Source organism: Pseudomonas sp. AK-TSAG1-1 (assembly GCF_056821665.1).
In genome coordinates this window covers 5,095,312-5,110,168 of sequence record NZ_CM165965.1, presented here as the reverse complement: position 1 = coordinate 5,110,168, position 14,857 = coordinate 5,095,312, and the positions used below count along the sequence as shown (strand labels likewise).

At 60.4% G+C, this 14,857-nt stretch carries 15 protein-coding genes; 6 read left to right on the top strand and 9 right to left on the bottom strand.

What is annotated here, in order from left to right; all coding sequences use genetic code 11:
- Nucleotide 1: 1 nt before the first annotated feature.
- The gene (gene cyoE / locus AC1UK9_RS23025; protein ID WP_025109260.1) at nucleotides 2-889 is read left to right on the top strand and encodes a heme o synthase; all 888 of its coding nucleotides are present in this window, start codon (nucleotides 2-4) and stop codon (nucleotides 887-889) included.
- Nucleotides 890-975: 86 nt separating this feature from the next.
- Here cyoE and AC1UK9_RS23020 read toward each other — a convergent pair whose 3' ends face one another.
- Nucleotides 976-1,641, bottom strand: coding sequence for an Nmad2 family putative nucleotide modification protein (locus AC1UK9_RS23020; RefSeq protein WP_482578569.1), 666 nt, complete (start codon nucleotides 1,639-1,641; stop codon nucleotides 976-978).
- Nucleotides 1,642-2,017: 376 nt separating this feature from the next.
- On the opposite strand from AC1UK9_RS23020, the gene AC1UK9_RS23015 reads away from it, so the two are divergent.
- A complete protein-coding gene (locus AC1UK9_RS23015) occupies nucleotides 2,018-2,509 on the top strand; it encodes a RidA family protein (protein WP_025109258.1) in 492 nt (163 codons plus the stop codon).
- Between the two features lie 68 nt (nucleotides 2,510-2,577).
- Here the strand turns inward: AC1UK9_RS23015 and AC1UK9_RS23010 are convergent, their stop codons facing one another.
- The 3 genes from AC1UK9_RS23010 to AC1UK9_RS23000 all read right to left on the bottom strand — a co-directional run bounded on the left by AC1UK9_RS23010 (nucleotide 2,578) and on the right by AC1UK9_RS23000 (nucleotide 5,628).
- A complete protein-coding gene (locus AC1UK9_RS23010) occupies nucleotides 2,578-3,282 on the bottom strand; it encodes a hypothetical protein (protein WP_473013531.1) in 705 nt (234 codons plus the stop codon).
- Between the two features lie 118 nt (nucleotides 3,283-3,400).
- Entirely contained in the window at nucleotides 3,401-4,921 is a 1,521-nt protein-coding gene (locus AC1UK9_RS23005) for a sensor histidine kinase (RefSeq protein ID WP_482578568.1), read from the bottom strand.
- Nucleotides 4,918-5,628: a response regulator transcription factor gene (locus AC1UK9_RS23000; protein ID WP_025109255.1), complete on the bottom strand. Its 711-nt coding sequence runs from the start codon at nucleotides 5,626-5,628 to the stop codon at nucleotides 4,918-4,920. The genes AC1UK9_RS23005 and AC1UK9_RS23000 overlap by 4 nt, the downstream gene beginning before the upstream one ends.
- A gap of 151 nt (nucleotides 5,629-5,779) precedes the next feature.
- Here AC1UK9_RS23000 and msrB point away from each other — a divergent pair, with 151 nt between their 5' ends.
- Genes msrB through msrA form a run of 3 tightly spaced genes read left to right on the top strand, consistent with a single transcriptional unit; the run spans nucleotide 5,780 to nucleotide 8,870 of the window.
- On the top strand, nucleotides 5,780-6,298 hold the full coding sequence (gene msrB, locus AC1UK9_RS22995; RefSeq protein ID WP_025109254.1) for a peptide-methionine (R)-S-oxide reductase MsrB: 519 nt from the start codon (nucleotides 5,780-5,782) through the stop codon (nucleotides 6,296-6,298).
- A 43-nt stretch (nucleotides 6,299-6,341) separates the two neighbouring features.
- On the top strand, nucleotides 6,342-8,150 hold the full coding sequence (locus tag AC1UK9_RS22990) for a cytochrome c biogenesis protein DipZ (RefSeq protein WP_482578567.1): 1,809 nt from the start codon (nucleotides 6,342-6,344) through the stop codon (nucleotides 8,148-8,150).
- Between the two features lie 15 nt (nucleotides 8,151-8,165).
- Nucleotides 8,166-8,870 carry a peptide-methionine (S)-S-oxide reductase MsrA gene (gene msrA / locus AC1UK9_RS22985; RefSeq protein ID WP_482578566.1) on the top strand — a complete coding sequence of 235 codons (705 nt, stop codon included), beginning with the start codon at nucleotides 8,166-8,168 and terminating at the stop codon, nucleotides 8,868-8,870.
- A gap of 10 nt (nucleotides 8,871-8,880) precedes the next feature.
- Here msrA and AC1UK9_RS22980 read toward each other — a convergent pair whose 3' ends face one another.
- Both AC1UK9_RS22980 and AC1UK9_RS22975 read right to left on the bottom strand, forming a co-directional pair.
- Nucleotides 8,881-9,282, bottom strand: a complete 402-nt coding sequence (locus AC1UK9_RS22980; protein ID WP_482578565.1) for a GNAT family N-acetyltransferase — start codon at nucleotides 9,280-9,282, stop codon at nucleotides 8,881-8,883.
- Between the two features lie 55 nt (nucleotides 9,283-9,337).
- The gene (locus tag AC1UK9_RS22975) at nucleotides 9,338-10,243 is read right to left on the bottom strand and encodes a LysR family transcriptional regulator (protein ID WP_473013524.1); all 906 of its coding nucleotides are present in this window, start codon (nucleotides 10,241-10,243) and stop codon (nucleotides 9,338-9,340) included.
- Nucleotides 10,244-10,345: 102 nt separating this feature from the next.
- Here AC1UK9_RS22975 and AC1UK9_RS22970 point away from each other — a divergent pair, with 102 nt between their 5' ends.
- Complete coding sequence (locus tag AC1UK9_RS22970; RefSeq protein ID WP_482578564.1) at nucleotides 10,346-11,518, top strand: acetylornithine/succinylornithine family transaminase; 1,173 nt, start codon at nucleotides 10,346-10,348, stop codon at nucleotides 11,516-11,518.
- Nucleotides 11,519-11,644: 126 nt separating this feature from the next.
- Here the strand turns inward: AC1UK9_RS22970 and AC1UK9_RS22965 are convergent, their stop codons facing one another.
- The 3 genes from AC1UK9_RS22965 to AC1UK9_RS22955 all read right to left on the bottom strand — a co-directional run bounded on the left by AC1UK9_RS22965 (nucleotide 11,645) and on the right by AC1UK9_RS22955 (nucleotide 14,832).
- Nucleotides 11,645-13,564 carry an alkaline phosphatase D family protein gene (locus AC1UK9_RS22965; RefSeq protein ID WP_482578563.1) on the bottom strand — a complete coding sequence of 640 codons (1,920 nt, stop codon included), beginning with the start codon at nucleotides 13,562-13,564 and terminating at the stop codon, nucleotides 11,645-11,647.
- A gap of 72 nt (nucleotides 13,565-13,636) precedes the next feature.
- Nucleotides 13,637-14,368: a hypothetical protein gene (locus tag AC1UK9_RS22960; RefSeq protein ID WP_482578562.1), complete on the bottom strand. Its 732-nt coding sequence runs from the start codon at nucleotides 14,366-14,368 to the stop codon at nucleotides 13,637-13,639.
- A gap of 98 nt (nucleotides 14,369-14,466) precedes the next feature.
- Nucleotides 14,467-14,832 carry a hypothetical protein gene (locus AC1UK9_RS22955; RefSeq protein WP_482578561.1) on the bottom strand — a complete coding sequence of 122 codons (366 nt, stop codon included), beginning with the start codon at nucleotides 14,830-14,832 and terminating at the stop codon, nucleotides 14,467-14,469.
- Nucleotides 14,833-14,857 lie beyond the last annotated feature (25 nt).

Below are 14,857 nucleotides of genomic sequence, written 5' to 3'. Positions count from 1 at the left end.
GATGTCGCTCAAGCACTTTATCCAAATCACCAAACCGGGGATCATTTTCGGTAACGTGCTTTCTGTGGCAGGCGGGTTCTTCCTGGCCTCGAAAGGGCATGTAGATCTGGCGGTGTTCCTGGCCGCCATGATCGGCACTTCCCTGGTCGTGGCCTCCGGTTGCGTGTTCAACAACTGCATCGACCGCGACATCGACCTGAAGATGGAACGCACCAAGAACCGGGTGCTGGTGCAGGGCTTGATCTCCCTGAAACTGGCCCTGGTCTACGCGACCATCCTTGGTGTTCTCGGCGTTGCACTGTTGTACAAGGTGGCCAACCCGTTGGCCGCCCTGTTCGCGGTAATCGGCTTCATCATCTACGTCGGCTTCTACAGCCTGTACCTCAAGCGCAAGTCGGTTCACGGCACGCTGGTGGGCAGTCTGTCGGGCGCCATGCCGCCAGTGATCGGTTACGTTGCCGTAACCAACAGCTTCGACATGGCCGCACTGACCCTGCTGGTGATGTTCAGCCTGTGGCAGATGCCGCATTCCTATGCCATCGCGATCTTCCGCTTCAACGACTACCTGGCCGCATCGATTCCGGTGCTGCCAGTCAAGCGCGGAATCAAAGTGGCCAAGAAGCACATCCTGCTCTACATCCTGGCGTTCCTCGTGGCGACCTTGATGCTGACTTTCAGCGGTTACGCCGGCATGAGCTACCTCGCCGTTGCCGCGGCCATGGGCATGTACTGGTTGTACATGGCCTGGACCGGCTACAAGGCGGTGGATGACACGGTCTGGGCACGCAAGCTGTTCGTGTTCTCGATCTTCACCATCACCGCACTGAGCGTCATGATGTCCCTGGACTTCAAGGTGCCGGCCGAGCTGCTGCTGACGTACGCGCCGTAAGGCTTGATGGCTACAAGAAAAACCCCGCACATTGAGAGATGTGCGGGGTTTTTTGTTCTGCCCAATTCGTATTAATCAGATCGAGTTCAGCACTTTGAACTACAGGATTTGTTTCCAGTGGGTCGCATTTCTTCTTGCCAGTCTGATGGGTTGCAGTGTCTGCCAGGTGTGTAGCGTTCTTGAACGAAACGGACGAAGCGTTCAGCCAGTTCAACAGGTGAGCGGTATCCATACGGTGCCTGGCCATTAGGTAACCGAGGTCGGTATTCGGCGGGAATAGTCAGTGCGCATGAACCGAAGTAGTAAAACGTATCCGCGATCAAAACGTACTGACCGCCAACATCTTGCATGAGATGAGAGTCGCTTTGCCCGCAAGAATCCCAGTGGTATGGGTTTTTGAGTTGTTCAAAGTGGGAGGGCTCAATAGCTCCTGGTACTAAGGGGCGATAGATATTGTCTCCGACTTGGCTGATAGGATCATTGCGATGGGTAACTGGAATCTTGTCTTGAAAGCGCGGATCGGTGAAGTAGTCACTCAAAGGAAGTTTCTCTCCAATCCGCATTAGATACACCAGGCGCTCGCTGCCTGCCGGATCTCCCGTCAGCGCTCTTGAAGTAAATCCAGCTATCCATTGACCTGGGAATCGGTATCGACGAATTTTTGGTTTGCAGGTTGCCAGTGTGAGCGTTTGGCCGAAAGGATTGGGCGCAAAGCCTGTGTCATGGGTCATCTTGTAGCTGAACAGTTCCATCACTTCCCTCTCCATTGTTCAGAATAGGCCGTCGCCATTGCCAAACAGGAAAGTACTGACTGATGTTTGGGAGAATTCCTAGTTTCGGCAACAGTTTCCGCAGATACGATCTACTTGGCTCACAATTGTAGGCCAGTGTTTGTGCCCATTTTTTGGAGCTGGGGATAAATGAAGAAGCGCGATCTGTTTAAAGAGTTGATGCTAGGGGTTCGTGAGATGGCAGTTCAGCGTAGAGCGGAATCTGCTTCAGGTTGCAGCAGAGAGCTAAAAGACCTAGATTTGGATCCAACCTTCAGTGATAGCGCCATGCCATTCCCCCGGCGCTCAACTGTTCTACTCCGCGATACTTCATGCATCGATCAAAAGGCTGGGCGAAATGACTGAGAGGATGACCTGTGATGAACGCTTCATTGCCCTGGCACAAGAGCTGAACTACGACATCTATGGCGAGAACACCGCCGGCGGCAATTACGCGCCGCTGATCCGCCATCGCGATGAGTTGTACGTCAGCGGCATGGTGCCGAGGGTCAATGGCAGGATTGTGTATCCGGGTCGTGTAGGGCTGGAACTGACGCTCAAGGATGCCCAGGCCGCTGCGAGCATCAGCGCCATGCGCTGCCTGGCGCTGATCGTCGATGCGGTGGGTTCGCTGGACAAGATCCGGGCGTTATTGCGGGTCACGGTGTATGTGAAGTCCACCCCGGACTTTGTCGACCTGAGTGAAGTGGCCAACGGCGCATCGGACGTCTTCAGTCATGTGCTTGGCGATGCCGGCCGGCATACTCGCACCACGGTTGGCGTGTATCAGCTGCCGAAGAACGCGGCAATTGAGGTCGACATGATCGCCGCAGTGCACGCGGAGGCCTGACCCCCTGCGTTGCCCAACAAAAAGCCCCGCCTGAATCTCAGAGCGGGGCTTTTTCGTCTGCGCGGGGCTTACTGCGCGGCGATGCTGTAGCCATCGAACGCGGTCTGCTGTTGCAGGGCGGTGATGATGTTCTTGCGATTTACAGCCTGCTCGGTGCCGGCGTTGTCGACGAAGGTATCGCTTTCCAGCTCGGCTTCTTCGCCCTCACCGACGAAGGTGAAACCGAGGAACTCCAGCGCTTCACGGTCAACGCTCAAACGCGAACGAGGAGTGCGCAGGGGCAGGGTCACGCTGCTGCCGTCCTTGCTGATGGTGAAGATTTCGACTTCTTTCTTGGCGCGGGCCGCTTTGCTCTTGCCGCCGCTCGGGTTGCTGATCGCCTGGTGGGTCTGGTTCAGCACTTTGAGGGCCAGGCCGTAGACGATTTCCTGGAACGCCGGATCGTCCTTGAAGCTGGACAGGATGCGGCCGATCGAGAACTTGCTGCTCAGGTCTTCCAGCGCGGCGATGTCGGCAGCTTCGGCGTCTTTCAGAGCCTTGAGTTCGCCCATCAGCTCGTAGGCCTTGTCGTCATCGAAGCGGTCGTGCGCTTGACGGATCGCGGCGCGCAGCTCACGGATCTGGTCGCTTTCGCGGGTCGACTGGAAGGCGTCCAGCACCATCTCGCTGATGATTTTGGCTTGTGGAAGGTGTTGTGAAAGATTGATGGAGTTTTCGTATTCCGCTTTGGACGATTCGGTGACTACGGATTCAGCGGTGTTGAAATCGGACATTGAAATTTCACTACTTTTTAACTTGAGTGGAGATGAGAAAGCGCGAGGTCTTTTTCAGGCCGGTTAATTTAGGGGAGCGCGGCGGTGTTGTCACGGAGCAACAGGCCGGCGGTGCGGATTATTTGCCCGGCGTGTCCGAATTCATCGAGCGCATCATCCACTGTTCGGCGGTTTGCGGATCGGTCGGCAGCGAGAAGCGAAAAGTCGCGCCGCGCCCCGGAACATCCAGCAACTGAATCTCGCGTCCGTGCAGTTGCAGGATGCGGTGCACGATGCGCAGCCCCAGGCCACCATCGCGCCGCGCTCCGCCGATATTGAACGGACGCAGGAACAGACCTTCGCGTAACTCGGGTGCGATGCCGGGGCCGGTGTCACTGACCGTGACCTCAACCAATGCGCCATGGGGTTTCAAATCAAGTTCGATTTCGCCGCCCTGGGGCGTATGGCGCAGGGCGTTGTCCACCAGATTAGTCAGCACCCGTTCGATCAGGCCGAGGTCGGCGCAGACCGTCGGCAGATTCGGCACGAAGCCAGCCTTGAGTTCAACGTGGCGGGCTTCGGCGGCCAGTTCGAATTTCTGGAAGATGTCCTGTAGCAGATCGATCAGGGAGAAACGCTCCAGCACCGGCTGCACAAAACCGTGTTCAAGGCGTACCAGCTCCAGCAGCGATTGCGCCAACCCGCCGACCTTGCGGCTTTGATCCAGTGCGATGCCCAGATAGCGGCGGCGTTCTTCGGGTGTGAGCGTGGCGTCCTTGAGCGACAGGGTTTCCAGGTATCCGTGCAGCGAGGCCAGTGGCGTGCGCAGGTCATGGGAGATGTTCGCCACCAGTTCGCGGCGTTCCTGATCCTGGCGGGTCAGCGAGCGCCACTGTTCACCGAGGCGGTTTTGCATCTGCCGGAAGGCGGCGTCGAGCACGGCAATTTCATCCGGGTCAGCGCTTTTATCCACAGCCGTTGGTGCAACAGGCGCAGATTGCGGCGCGCCGTCGATGTCGAAACGGCTGACGGTGTCGGTCAGTCGGCGTAATGGCCGGGTGATCAGGTTGAATGCCGTGAGGCCGGCGATCAGGCACAGCAGCGCGACCAGACCGATCGACAACAATGCCGTGTTGAGCGCGGCACTGGTCGCACCGCGTTCGGCGAAACGATCGTGTTCTTCACTGAGCAGCACCACGTACAGATAGCCGGCCGGTTTGCCATTGACCTTCAATGGCGCGGCGCTGAATACCTTGCGGCCGTCGATGCTGCGTGGGTCATCACCGAGGATCGGCAACGGCTGATCGGCGAGCAGGCGCTGAACCGGAGCGAGGTCTACCTTCTCGCGCCGCAACCGGCCTTCGGGGGCGGCATTGCCGACAATCCGCCCTTCGGTGTCGAGCAGATACACCTCGACGCTCGGGTTGACCAGCATCAACTTGCCGAACAACTCGCGCACGGCACCGGGCATCAGGCCGTTGCTGTCCATCAGCACCGTGTCATGGGCGATGTGCTGTGCCAGATCCCGCGACAGGCCTTGCACGACTTCCAGTTCATGCATCTGGCTGGAGCGCACCTGCAGCCATGCCGAGGTGCCGCAGCACACCAGCAGCAACACGGCGAACACCAGCGACAGGCGCTGCGACAGGGTCAGTTTCATGGTTGTTCCGTGCCGAATTTGTAGCCACGACCCCACACGGTGAGGATGCGGGTCGGTTGAGCCGGATCGCTTTCGATTTTCGCCCGCAGGCGATTGATGTGGGTGTTCACCGTGTGCTCGTAACCTTCATGGCTGTAACCCCACACCGCATTGAGCAGGTCCATGCGCGAGAACACCTTGCCCGGCTGCCGGGCGAAGAAATACAGCAGGTCGAACTCCCTCGGCGTGAGGTCCAGACGGGTGCCATTGAGGGTGACGTCGCGGGTGATCGGGTCGATGGTCAGACCCTCGAGGCTCAGGCTGCCGGCGTCCATTTTCAGGTTGCGCGCCATGGCGTCGACGCGGCGCAACAGGGCTTTGACCCGGGCTACCAGTTCCAGCATCGAAAACGGTTTGGCCAGGTAGTCGTCGGCACCCAGCTCCAGCCCGAGGATGCGGTGCAGTTCGCTGGAGCGTGCGCTGGTGATGATGATCGGCGTGTAGCGCGCCATCGCCCGGGCGCGGCGACAGATTTCCAGGCCGTCGACCCCCGGCAGCATGAGGTCGAGGATCAGCGCATCCCATTGTCCCTGTTGCAACAGGCGCATGCCTTCGTCGCCGTCGGCGCAGTGCACGACGTCGTAATGCTCATCGCGCAGGTGCAGGCAAATCAGGTCGGCGATGTGTTGGTCATCCTCGACCACGAGGATGCGTCTGGTCGGTTCCATCAAGCTCAATCCTTCGGCGCAGTGAGCGCATTGTGCGGCTTTTCCTCGGGGTGAGTTATCACGAATTCGTTAACTTCCCGTGAGGATTTGGCGATCAACCCAAGCCTAGGCTGTGTTCCATGACAGGCACCTGGAATTTTAGGAGACGGCCATGTTTTCACGGCGACAGATTCTCGTAGCGAGCGGCGGGCTGGGGGTTGCAGCCCTGGTGGCGGGTGTATTGCCAAAATTTTCCTCTGGCACCGCGCTGATTGATCAAGCCCATGCCGATGAGGTGTTTGAGGTCACCCACAGCGACAACGAATGGCATGCACTGCTTTCTGACGAGCAATACGCAATCCTGCGTGAAGAAGGCACCGAGCGGGCCTACACCAGCGCGCTCAACGATGAGCATCGCGGTGGCACATTCGCCTGCGCGGGCTGTGAGCTGGCGCTGTTTTCATCGGCGACCAAGTTCGACAGCCACACCGGCTGGCCGAGTTTCTGGGCGCCGCTGGAACACGCGGTGGCCACGCGTCAGGACCGTTCCTTCGGCATGTCGCGCAATGAAGTCCACTGTCGGCGTTGCGGCGGGCATCTGGGGCATGTCTTCGACGACGGTCCGAAGCCCACCGGCCTGCGCTATTGCATGAATGGCCTGGCGATGACGTTCAAGCCCGTGGCGGCATGAGCCATGGCACGTATTCGATTTTCACTTTCTACAGGACGACACCATGTGGCTCTTGATTCTCGCTTATCTGGGCGGTGTGCTGACGATCGTCAGTCCGTGCATCCTGCCTGTTCTGCCTTTTGTCTTCGCTCGCACCGGGCAGCCGTTTATCAAGAGTGGCTTGCCGCTATTGGCCGGGATGGCGCTGACCTTCGCCATCGTCGCCACGTTGGCGGCGGTGGGCGGCGGTTGGGTGGTGCAAGTCAATCAGTACGGTCGCTGGCTCGCGTTGCTGTTCGTTGCACTGTTCGGGCTGACGCTGCTGCTGCCGCGCCTCGCCGAGCGCCTGACCCGGCCGCTGGTGTCGGCCGGCAGCCGCTTATCCGAGGCCGCCGGGCAGGACAACCGTCCGCGTCCCGGCGCGTCGTTTCTGATCGGCGTCGCCACGGGGCTGCTCTGGGCACCGTGCGCCGGGCCTGTTCTCGGCTTGATTCTGACCGGCGCCGCGTTGCAAGGGGCAAGCATCGCCACCACGCTGTTGTTGCTCGCCTACGCGGCGGGCGCCGCGACTTCACTGGCCGCGGCGCTTTTACTGGGCGGTAAGGTGTTTGCGCTGATGAAGCGCTCGATCGGCACCGGGGAGTGGATCCGGCGTGGTTTGGGCGCGGCAATGCTCGCGGGTGTCGCGGCGATTGCGCTGGGCCTGGATACCGGTCTGCTGGCACGGCTGTCGACGGCTTCCACTGGCGGGATTGAACAAGCGCTGGTCGGCAAGCTCTCTGGCAAATCTGCCGCGGGCAACGGGACAATGATGGCGCAGATTCCTGCAACGGATGACGCGGCTAACGGCAGCATGAAGGCCACGGGCGCGCTGATGAAAATCGCCGACAAGGCGCCGGGAACGCTGCCGGTCGAAGGCCAGTTGCCGCCGCTCAATGGCGCCGTGCAATGGCTCAACTCGCCACCGCTGGACGCTCAGGCACTCCAGGGCAAAGTGGTGCTGGTGGATTTCTGGACCTACTCCTGCATCAACTGCCTGCGCACGCTGCCATATGTCAAAGCCTGGGCCGAAAAGTACCGCGATCAGGGCCTCGTGGTGATTGGCGTGCACGCCCCGGAATTCGCTTTCGAGCGTGACGTGGGCAACGTCACCAAAGCCATGAAAGAGTTGGGTATCAACTACCCGGTGGCGATCGATAACGACTACAAGATCTGGCGCGCCTTCAACAACGAGTACTGGCCGGCGCACTATTTTGCCGACGCCCAGGGGCGCATTCGTTACCACCATTTTGGCGAAGGCGACTACGCCGAATCGGAACGGGTCATCCAGCAGTTGTTGCGTGAGGCCGGGGCGAAAAGCGTCGCTGACGGCTTGATCAACGCCGACGCCCAAGGGGTGCAGCTGGCGCCGGACATGCATCAGGTGTTGTCGCCGGAAACCTATGTCGGCTACCAGCGTGCGGAGCATTTCGTACCGCAAACCAGCCTGGTGCCTGACAAGGTCGCCACCTATAACCCACCGGCCAACCTGACCCTGAATGACTGGAGCCTCGGCGGCCAATGGGCCGTCGGTGCCGAGCGCGCCACCGCAAGCGCGCCGGCCAGTCGCATCGTCTACCGCTTCCACGCCCGCGATCTGCACCTGGTGCTGGGGCCGGGCGCGGATGGCAAACCGGTGCGTTTCAAAGTGTCGATTGACGGACAGGCGCCGGGTGATGCCCACGGTGTCGATGTCGCTGCGGATGGCAGCGGCCGCGTGACTGAACAGCGCCTGTACCAACTGGTGCGGCAAACCGATGCGGTGAAGGATCGTACCTTCACCATCGAATTTCTTGACCCGGGCGTATCGGCCTACGCCTTCACCTTCGGCTGATCGGGAGTGCGCAACATGAAAACTCAAAACAAATGGCGGCGTGGGTTGCTGGGTGTCGCGCTGGCCGGGGTGATCGGTCAGTGTTCGGCGTTTTCCTTCGGGGCTGAGGACGCGGTAGTCATTCCGCCGCCGACCCTCGACGAAACCTCTCAGGCGCACAGTGAAACCGCGGTGTTCGCCGGTGGTTGCTTCTGGGGCGTGCAAGGGGTTTTCCAACACGTAAAAGGTGTGCAGAAAGCCGTCTCCGGTTACGCCGGCGGGGCAGCGAACACGGCGCAATACGAGCGGGTCAGCGAAGGCGGCACCGGGCATGCCGAGTCGGTGCAGGTGACCTTCGACCCGACGCAAGTCAGCTACGGCAGCCTGCTGCAGATCTACTTCTCGGTGGCCCACAACCCGACCGAACTCAACCGCCAAGGCCCCGACAGCGGCACGCAATACCGCTCGGCACTGTTCCCGGTCAACGCCGACCAGCAACGCGTGGCGCAGGCCTACATCACCCAGCTCGATGCGGCACATGCCTACAGCCAACCGATCGTCACGAAACTGGAAAGCTACAACGGCTTCTACCCGGCCGAGGACTACCACCAGGACTTCCTGACCGAGCATCCAACCTATCCGTATATCGTGATCAACGATATGCCGAAGGTCGCGCAGTTGAAGCAGTTGTTTGCGCAGCGTTATCAGGAGAAGCCGGTGTTGGTGAAAAGCGGGGGGTGATCCAGGCGCGTTACTTGAGCCTTGGTCGTTCCATGGCAATCACCGATGTTTCAAACCCCAAACTGGCAAAAAACGCCTGCGCGCCTTCGCGTCCGGCGCGCAGCACCCAGGTGATGTCGGGGTTGTCGCCCATGACCTGCTCGACCAGCGCGCGGCCGACGCCTGCGCGCCGATGCTGGTCGTCGACCACAACCATCGACAGATAGCCGTTGGACAAACCATCGGTGATGCCTCGGGCGAAGCCGATGATCTGCTTGCCGCTCAGCGCGACGGCAGTGCGTTGCGAGTTTTCGATGAGTTGGGCGAAGTGGTCGCTGGAACCTGTTCGGTGGCCCCAGCCGTGTTGCCCAAGAAACTGCCGCACTGGCTCCACTTCTACGGGCAACAGATTACGTACGGTGATGTTGTTCATTGGCTGGCAGCGTCCCTGGTGGCAGTTATTCGAGCGTAGTTGATCGCGACCAGCGTCAGGACCGGCCCCACGTCTGCATCGCAAACTCCACGAAGCGCCGAAGCTTGGGCAAGCGATAACGATCCGGGGCGTACAGCAGATGCAACGGGCGGCTCGGGGGCTGGTAATCGGGGATCACCGTCACCAGTTTGCCGTCGCGCAGATCCTGTTCCACCAGCGCATCCGGCAACATCACGATGCCCATGCCGGTGCGTGCCGCCTGATGCAGGCCGGCGGAGGTATTCATCAGCATCGGCCCGCTGACATCGACCAGAATCTCACCGTCCGGGCCGCTGAGGCGCCAGCGTTTTTCCACCGATTGCCAGTCGTCGCCAGCGGGGTAGGCGAACGACAGGCAATCGTGTTGTTGCAGGTCTTGCGGGGTGATCGGCATGCCGCGTCGGGCGACGTAGGCCGGCGAGGCGCATACGGTCAGGGTGTAGTCGATCAGCGGCCGGGCGATCAGGTTCGACTGCTCGAAATGCCCCAACCGAAACGCCACGTCGAGGCCACTTTCCAGCAGATCCGGGCGGCGGTTGGTCAGCACCACATCCATTTTCACCTGCGGGTATTGCAGGGAAAACTCGCTGAGCGCCGGTGCCAGGCGTTCGACACCAAAGGTCAGCGGCGCAGTAATGCGCAGCAGGCCGCGCGGCTCGTCGAGGGCTTGTTCGGCCAAACGCTCGGAGTCGGCCACCAGACCCAAAACGTCCAGGCAACGCTGGTAGTAAACGCTACCGAACTCGGTCAACCGCTGCCGGCGGGTGGTGCGCTGCAGCAGCTGTACGCCGAGCCGTTGCTCCAATGCGCGCAGGTGATTGCCGACCATGGTCGTGGACATTTCGCACTGCAGCGCGGCCGCCGTCATGCTTCCGGTTTCCACCACCTTCACGTACACGCTCATCGCCTGCAACAGGTCCATTATCAAGCTCTGCTTTTAAATGATTGAAGTTCTGCCGAGTTTATCCAGTTCTGGTGGCTAACCATACTGCAAACACACCGACCTTCACTGGAGTTTGAAGTCATGACCGCCGCCCTGATGAACACCTACCAACCGTTGGCCCTGAGCTTCACCAGAGGCCTGGGTACGCGCCTGTGGGATCAGGCCGGTCGCGAGTACCTGGATGCCGTCGCTGGAGTGGCGGTGACCAATGTCGGCCATTCGCATCCGCGCATTGTCGCGGCCATCAGCGAGCAGGCCGGAATGCTGCTGCATACCTCCAATCTGTACAGCATCGACTGGCAGCAACAGCTGGCGCAGAAACTCACGCAGCTGTCGGGAATGGATCGTGCTTTTTTCAACAACTCCGGTGCCGAAGCCAATGAAACCGCATTGAAGCTGGCGCGTTTGTACGGCTGGAGCAAAGGCATCGAACAGCCGCTGGTGGTGGTCATGGCCAACGCGTTTCATGGCCGCACGCTGGGGACGTTGTCGGCCAGTGATGGCCCGGCGGTGCGCCTGGGTTTCAACGACCTTCCGGGGGATTTCGTCAAGGTGCCCTTCGGTGATCTGGCGGCGCTGGATCAGGTGCAGCAACAGCATGGCGAGCGGATCGTGGCGATTCTGGTCGAGCCGATTCAGGGCGAAAGCGGCGTGCAACTGGCACCGCCCGGCTACCTGAAAGCCCTGCGCGAACTGTGTAATCGGCACGCCTGGCTGCTGATGCTCGACGAAATCCAGACCGGCATTGGCCGCACCGGCCAGTGGTTCGCGTTCCAGCCTGAAGGCATCGTTCCGGATGTCATGACCCTGGCCAAAGGACTCGGCAACGGCGTGCCGATTGGCGCTTGCCTGGCGCGGGGCAGGGCGGCGAATCTGTTTACCCCCGGCAGTCATGGCAGTACGTTCGGCGGCAATCCGCTGGCCTGCCGAGTCGGCTGCACGGTGCTGGAAATCATCGAGGAACAGGGGTTGCTGGAGAACGTCCGGGTGCAGGGCGAACGCCTACTGACCCGCCTGCACGCCGAGCTGGCGGACAATCCTGACGTGTTGGCAATTCGTGGGCAGGGCTTGATGATCGGCATCGAGTTGAAGCAACCGATCCGCGATCTGACGTTGATTGCAGCGCGGGATCATGGGTTGCTGATCAATGTGACGCGCGGCAAGACGATACGGCTGCTGCCGCCGCTGACGATTGATGAGCGGGAGGTGGAGATGATTGTCAGAGGTGTGGCTCGCGCCTTGGCCGCGCACTGACAAGCAACCGATACGCCCTTGTGTGAGCGGGCTTGCTCGCGAATGCAATTGATCATTCAACAACCATGTCGACTGACAAGACGCTTTCGCGAGCAAGCCCGCTCACACACTCAAAAAGGCGTCGTGTCAGTCCGGATAATCCGCCAACTGCGGCGCCAGCATCCGCGTCTTCACCGCCCCGTTCGAATTGTGCTGAATGATCTCGCTCGGCTGTCCTTGCGTATTGAAAAACACCTGCCCGATCCCCGCTGAATTCCACAACCGCTCACCGGCTTCGGCATGCTCCGGGGTGTACGGCACGATGCGCATGCGCCGGCGTTTGGTAAACCAGTTCAACGGCGAGCGCGGCGAATAGAGCCAGCGGTTGAGGCGGTCGAACCATTCCAGCAGGGTTTTCGGAAACTCGTTCTTGATCCCGCTGCTGGTGATTTGCCAGATCCGTGGCCCCGCCTTGCGGTGTCGGATCAGCACTTCGTAGACGAAGGAATAATGCACATCGCCGGACAGCACCACGTAGTTTCCGGGTGTGCGGGTGTGTCGGAAGATGTTCAGGATCACCTGCGCTGCGCCACGGTGGGCCATCCAGTTTTCGGCGTCGACCAGCAGCGGATAACCGCACCAGCTGAAAACTTTCTGCACGGTTTCGATCAGCTTCACGCCGAAGATCGGCGCCGGTGAAACGATGATCGCCGATGGGTGATCGAGCAGTTCCTGCTGCAGTTCGCTCAACGCCTCCCAATCCAGAAGCCCTGACGGTTGCTTGAGCGCCATCTCGCTGCGCCAGCGCCGAGTGCGGGTGTCGAGCACCACCAGCGCGGGGCTGCTCGGCAACACGAAATGCCAGTTTTGAAAGCGCAGCAAGTCATCGATCAGCGCGTCCTGCACCGGGCTGTCGAGATAGCGATCATCACCGCTGGCGCTCAGGCGTCGGGTGTCCTCCAGCAGATCCTTGAACGCATCCGGATTGTTGCCCCAGCCCTGGCACAGCATGTAGGCGATCAAGGCATTGCCGATGATGCGTTTGGAGAACGGATGGCCGTAGGCGGTTTCCTCCCATTGCGCGGACAGATTCCAGTCATCAGTGATGTCGTGGTCGTCGAAAATCATCAGGCTCGGCAGGTGCGCCAGCGCCCGGGCGACCTTGCCCAAACCGGCCTTGAAACCATCGATGCGGGTTTGTTCGAGGGTGTAGCGCTTCAAGCGTTCAGGCGTCAGCGATGGCACTGTCGGACTGATCAACGTCCACGCAACCGGCGACCACACCAACAAGTACATCGCCATGACTTCGGCGAAGGTCACCAGGTGATTGTCGGCGCTGCTGCTGGTGAAAATCGGCTTGCGCGCGCCGCCGAAAAATCGCTCGCGCAATGTCTCGTTGCTCTCCAGCGCCGGTAACAAATCCGCGCGGTGGTAGTAGCTGGCCGGGTGTTCGTAGAGTCTGGCGCTGTCGCTGACCACGGCACCGTCGAGGTGTTCGTCGAACAGGCCGAGGCGTTCGATCAAACTATGAATGGCTCGCAGCATCGGCCCGGCGACGTCATCGGCGTAGATCTGGTCGCCGCTCATCATCAGCAGTGCCGGGCGTTGCTGCGGATCGGCTTCTGCCGCCAGCAACTGATCGACGCAGAGCAAGCCATCCGCTGCCGGATGATGGGGCTTGCGGCAGGAACCGTGGAGCAATTGGTCGATTCGCGAGCGCACGACAAGGTTCGGGCAGTGGGCATTGCCGTACAGCAGATGCGGCGCCCATTCGGCGATGGGCGTCTGGCCGTCGATCAGCAGGTCGTAGTCGATGCGAGTGTCGCAGGGCAGGGCGCTGTCGAGCCCAACGTCAATCAAATGGACGAACGCATGACGGCCTACAGGAATGACCGAGCATTTCCCGGCATCGAGAGGAATGTCTCCTACACCCTGCAAGCGCAGGGTCAGCGCCAGTTCGCGGGTACCGACCAGCCACAGCACCACTCGCGTCGGTTCCAGCCGGCGCAGCAGCGGGCCGGCCAAAACGGGAGGCAGCGGGTTCAGGTCAGCAGGTATCGGGGACATTCGGCGGCAAAGCTCAAGGCGCACAGGCTGGCGATGATAGCGCAGCCGGCGCCTTGAACCCTTAAGCGAGGCTTAAGAATCGGCCTTCTGCAGCTTTAGCGCCAACAGCCGCCATTCGGCAGACGCGGGTTGCTCCTGCACCGAGCAGTCGAAGCGATAAGTGACGTCATCGCCGTTCATGTTACGTGCGGTGATCTTGTTGCTGAGGGTGTAGACCTGACCCTTGAAGCGCTGGGTGACAATGGCAGAGCTGTCGGCGAAGCGCGCCGACGCCGGGAAGCGCAGCGTGCTGGTGACCAGTGGGCTGCACATGACATACGCGAGCATCGATTTATCGCTGTCGGCATTTTGCCCAAGCTTGTCGCGCAGCGCAGTGAAGGCTTTGCGCCCCTGCGCGTCGCTCTGATCCAGAACGGTTTTTTCCGACATCGATTTCGGTGCCCGGCTGGCGTAGTTCGGCAGCAGTGCGGAATCCGGCAGAGAAGGTTGGTTATCCGGCTCGATCGCGGCAAAGCCCGGCGCGTTTTCCAGCACGGCAGGCGTCGAATCCGACTCGGCTTCCGGCAGCAGACTGGTGGTTACATCGCTCTGTGTGATCACGTCTTCGATCGGCGCCTTTTCGGTTTTATGCGCCGACGGGAACAACGACAGCAAGATCGACAGCACCACCAGGCCCACGATAAAGCCACCCGCCGCGCCAACGATGTTGCCGTAAAACAGATTCCAGCTACCGCGGTTCTTCACCACCCAGCGCCACATGAAACCCCAGGCGGCGATAAATGCCAGAAAACTCAGAAACTCCATTCGATCCTTTCCTTAAAACTTCGAAACCTGAAATCAACGTCCCCCCGAAGTGAGCGCTGACGATGGCGGCAAGATAACAAAACAGTCACGCCGGTCGATCATGTGTTGGGGAAATAATTCACAGCCAGCACCAGCAGGGTCGCCATGCCGGCGGCAAAGCCACACACCGCGCCCAGCAACTGGCGTGCAATCGGATGTTCGGGTTGACGGCGATTGGCAATCCACAACCATACCCCCGCCAGAACGCCCGCGCTTGTGGTGAACACCACCAGACTGCGATCCAGGTTGGGTGTCGCCATCGACGTACCAATGACTGCGCCGTAAATCAGCGTGAACACAATGCCGGTTACCACGCTACTTCCGGCGCCAGCAAGGTTGCCAAGCAGCAAGTTCCACTCACCCCGTTGCTTCACCACCCAAAACCAGGTTCCGGCCATCACTAGCAAGCACAACAAAGCATCCATTGGTTTATTCCCGAGTGCGCGATAA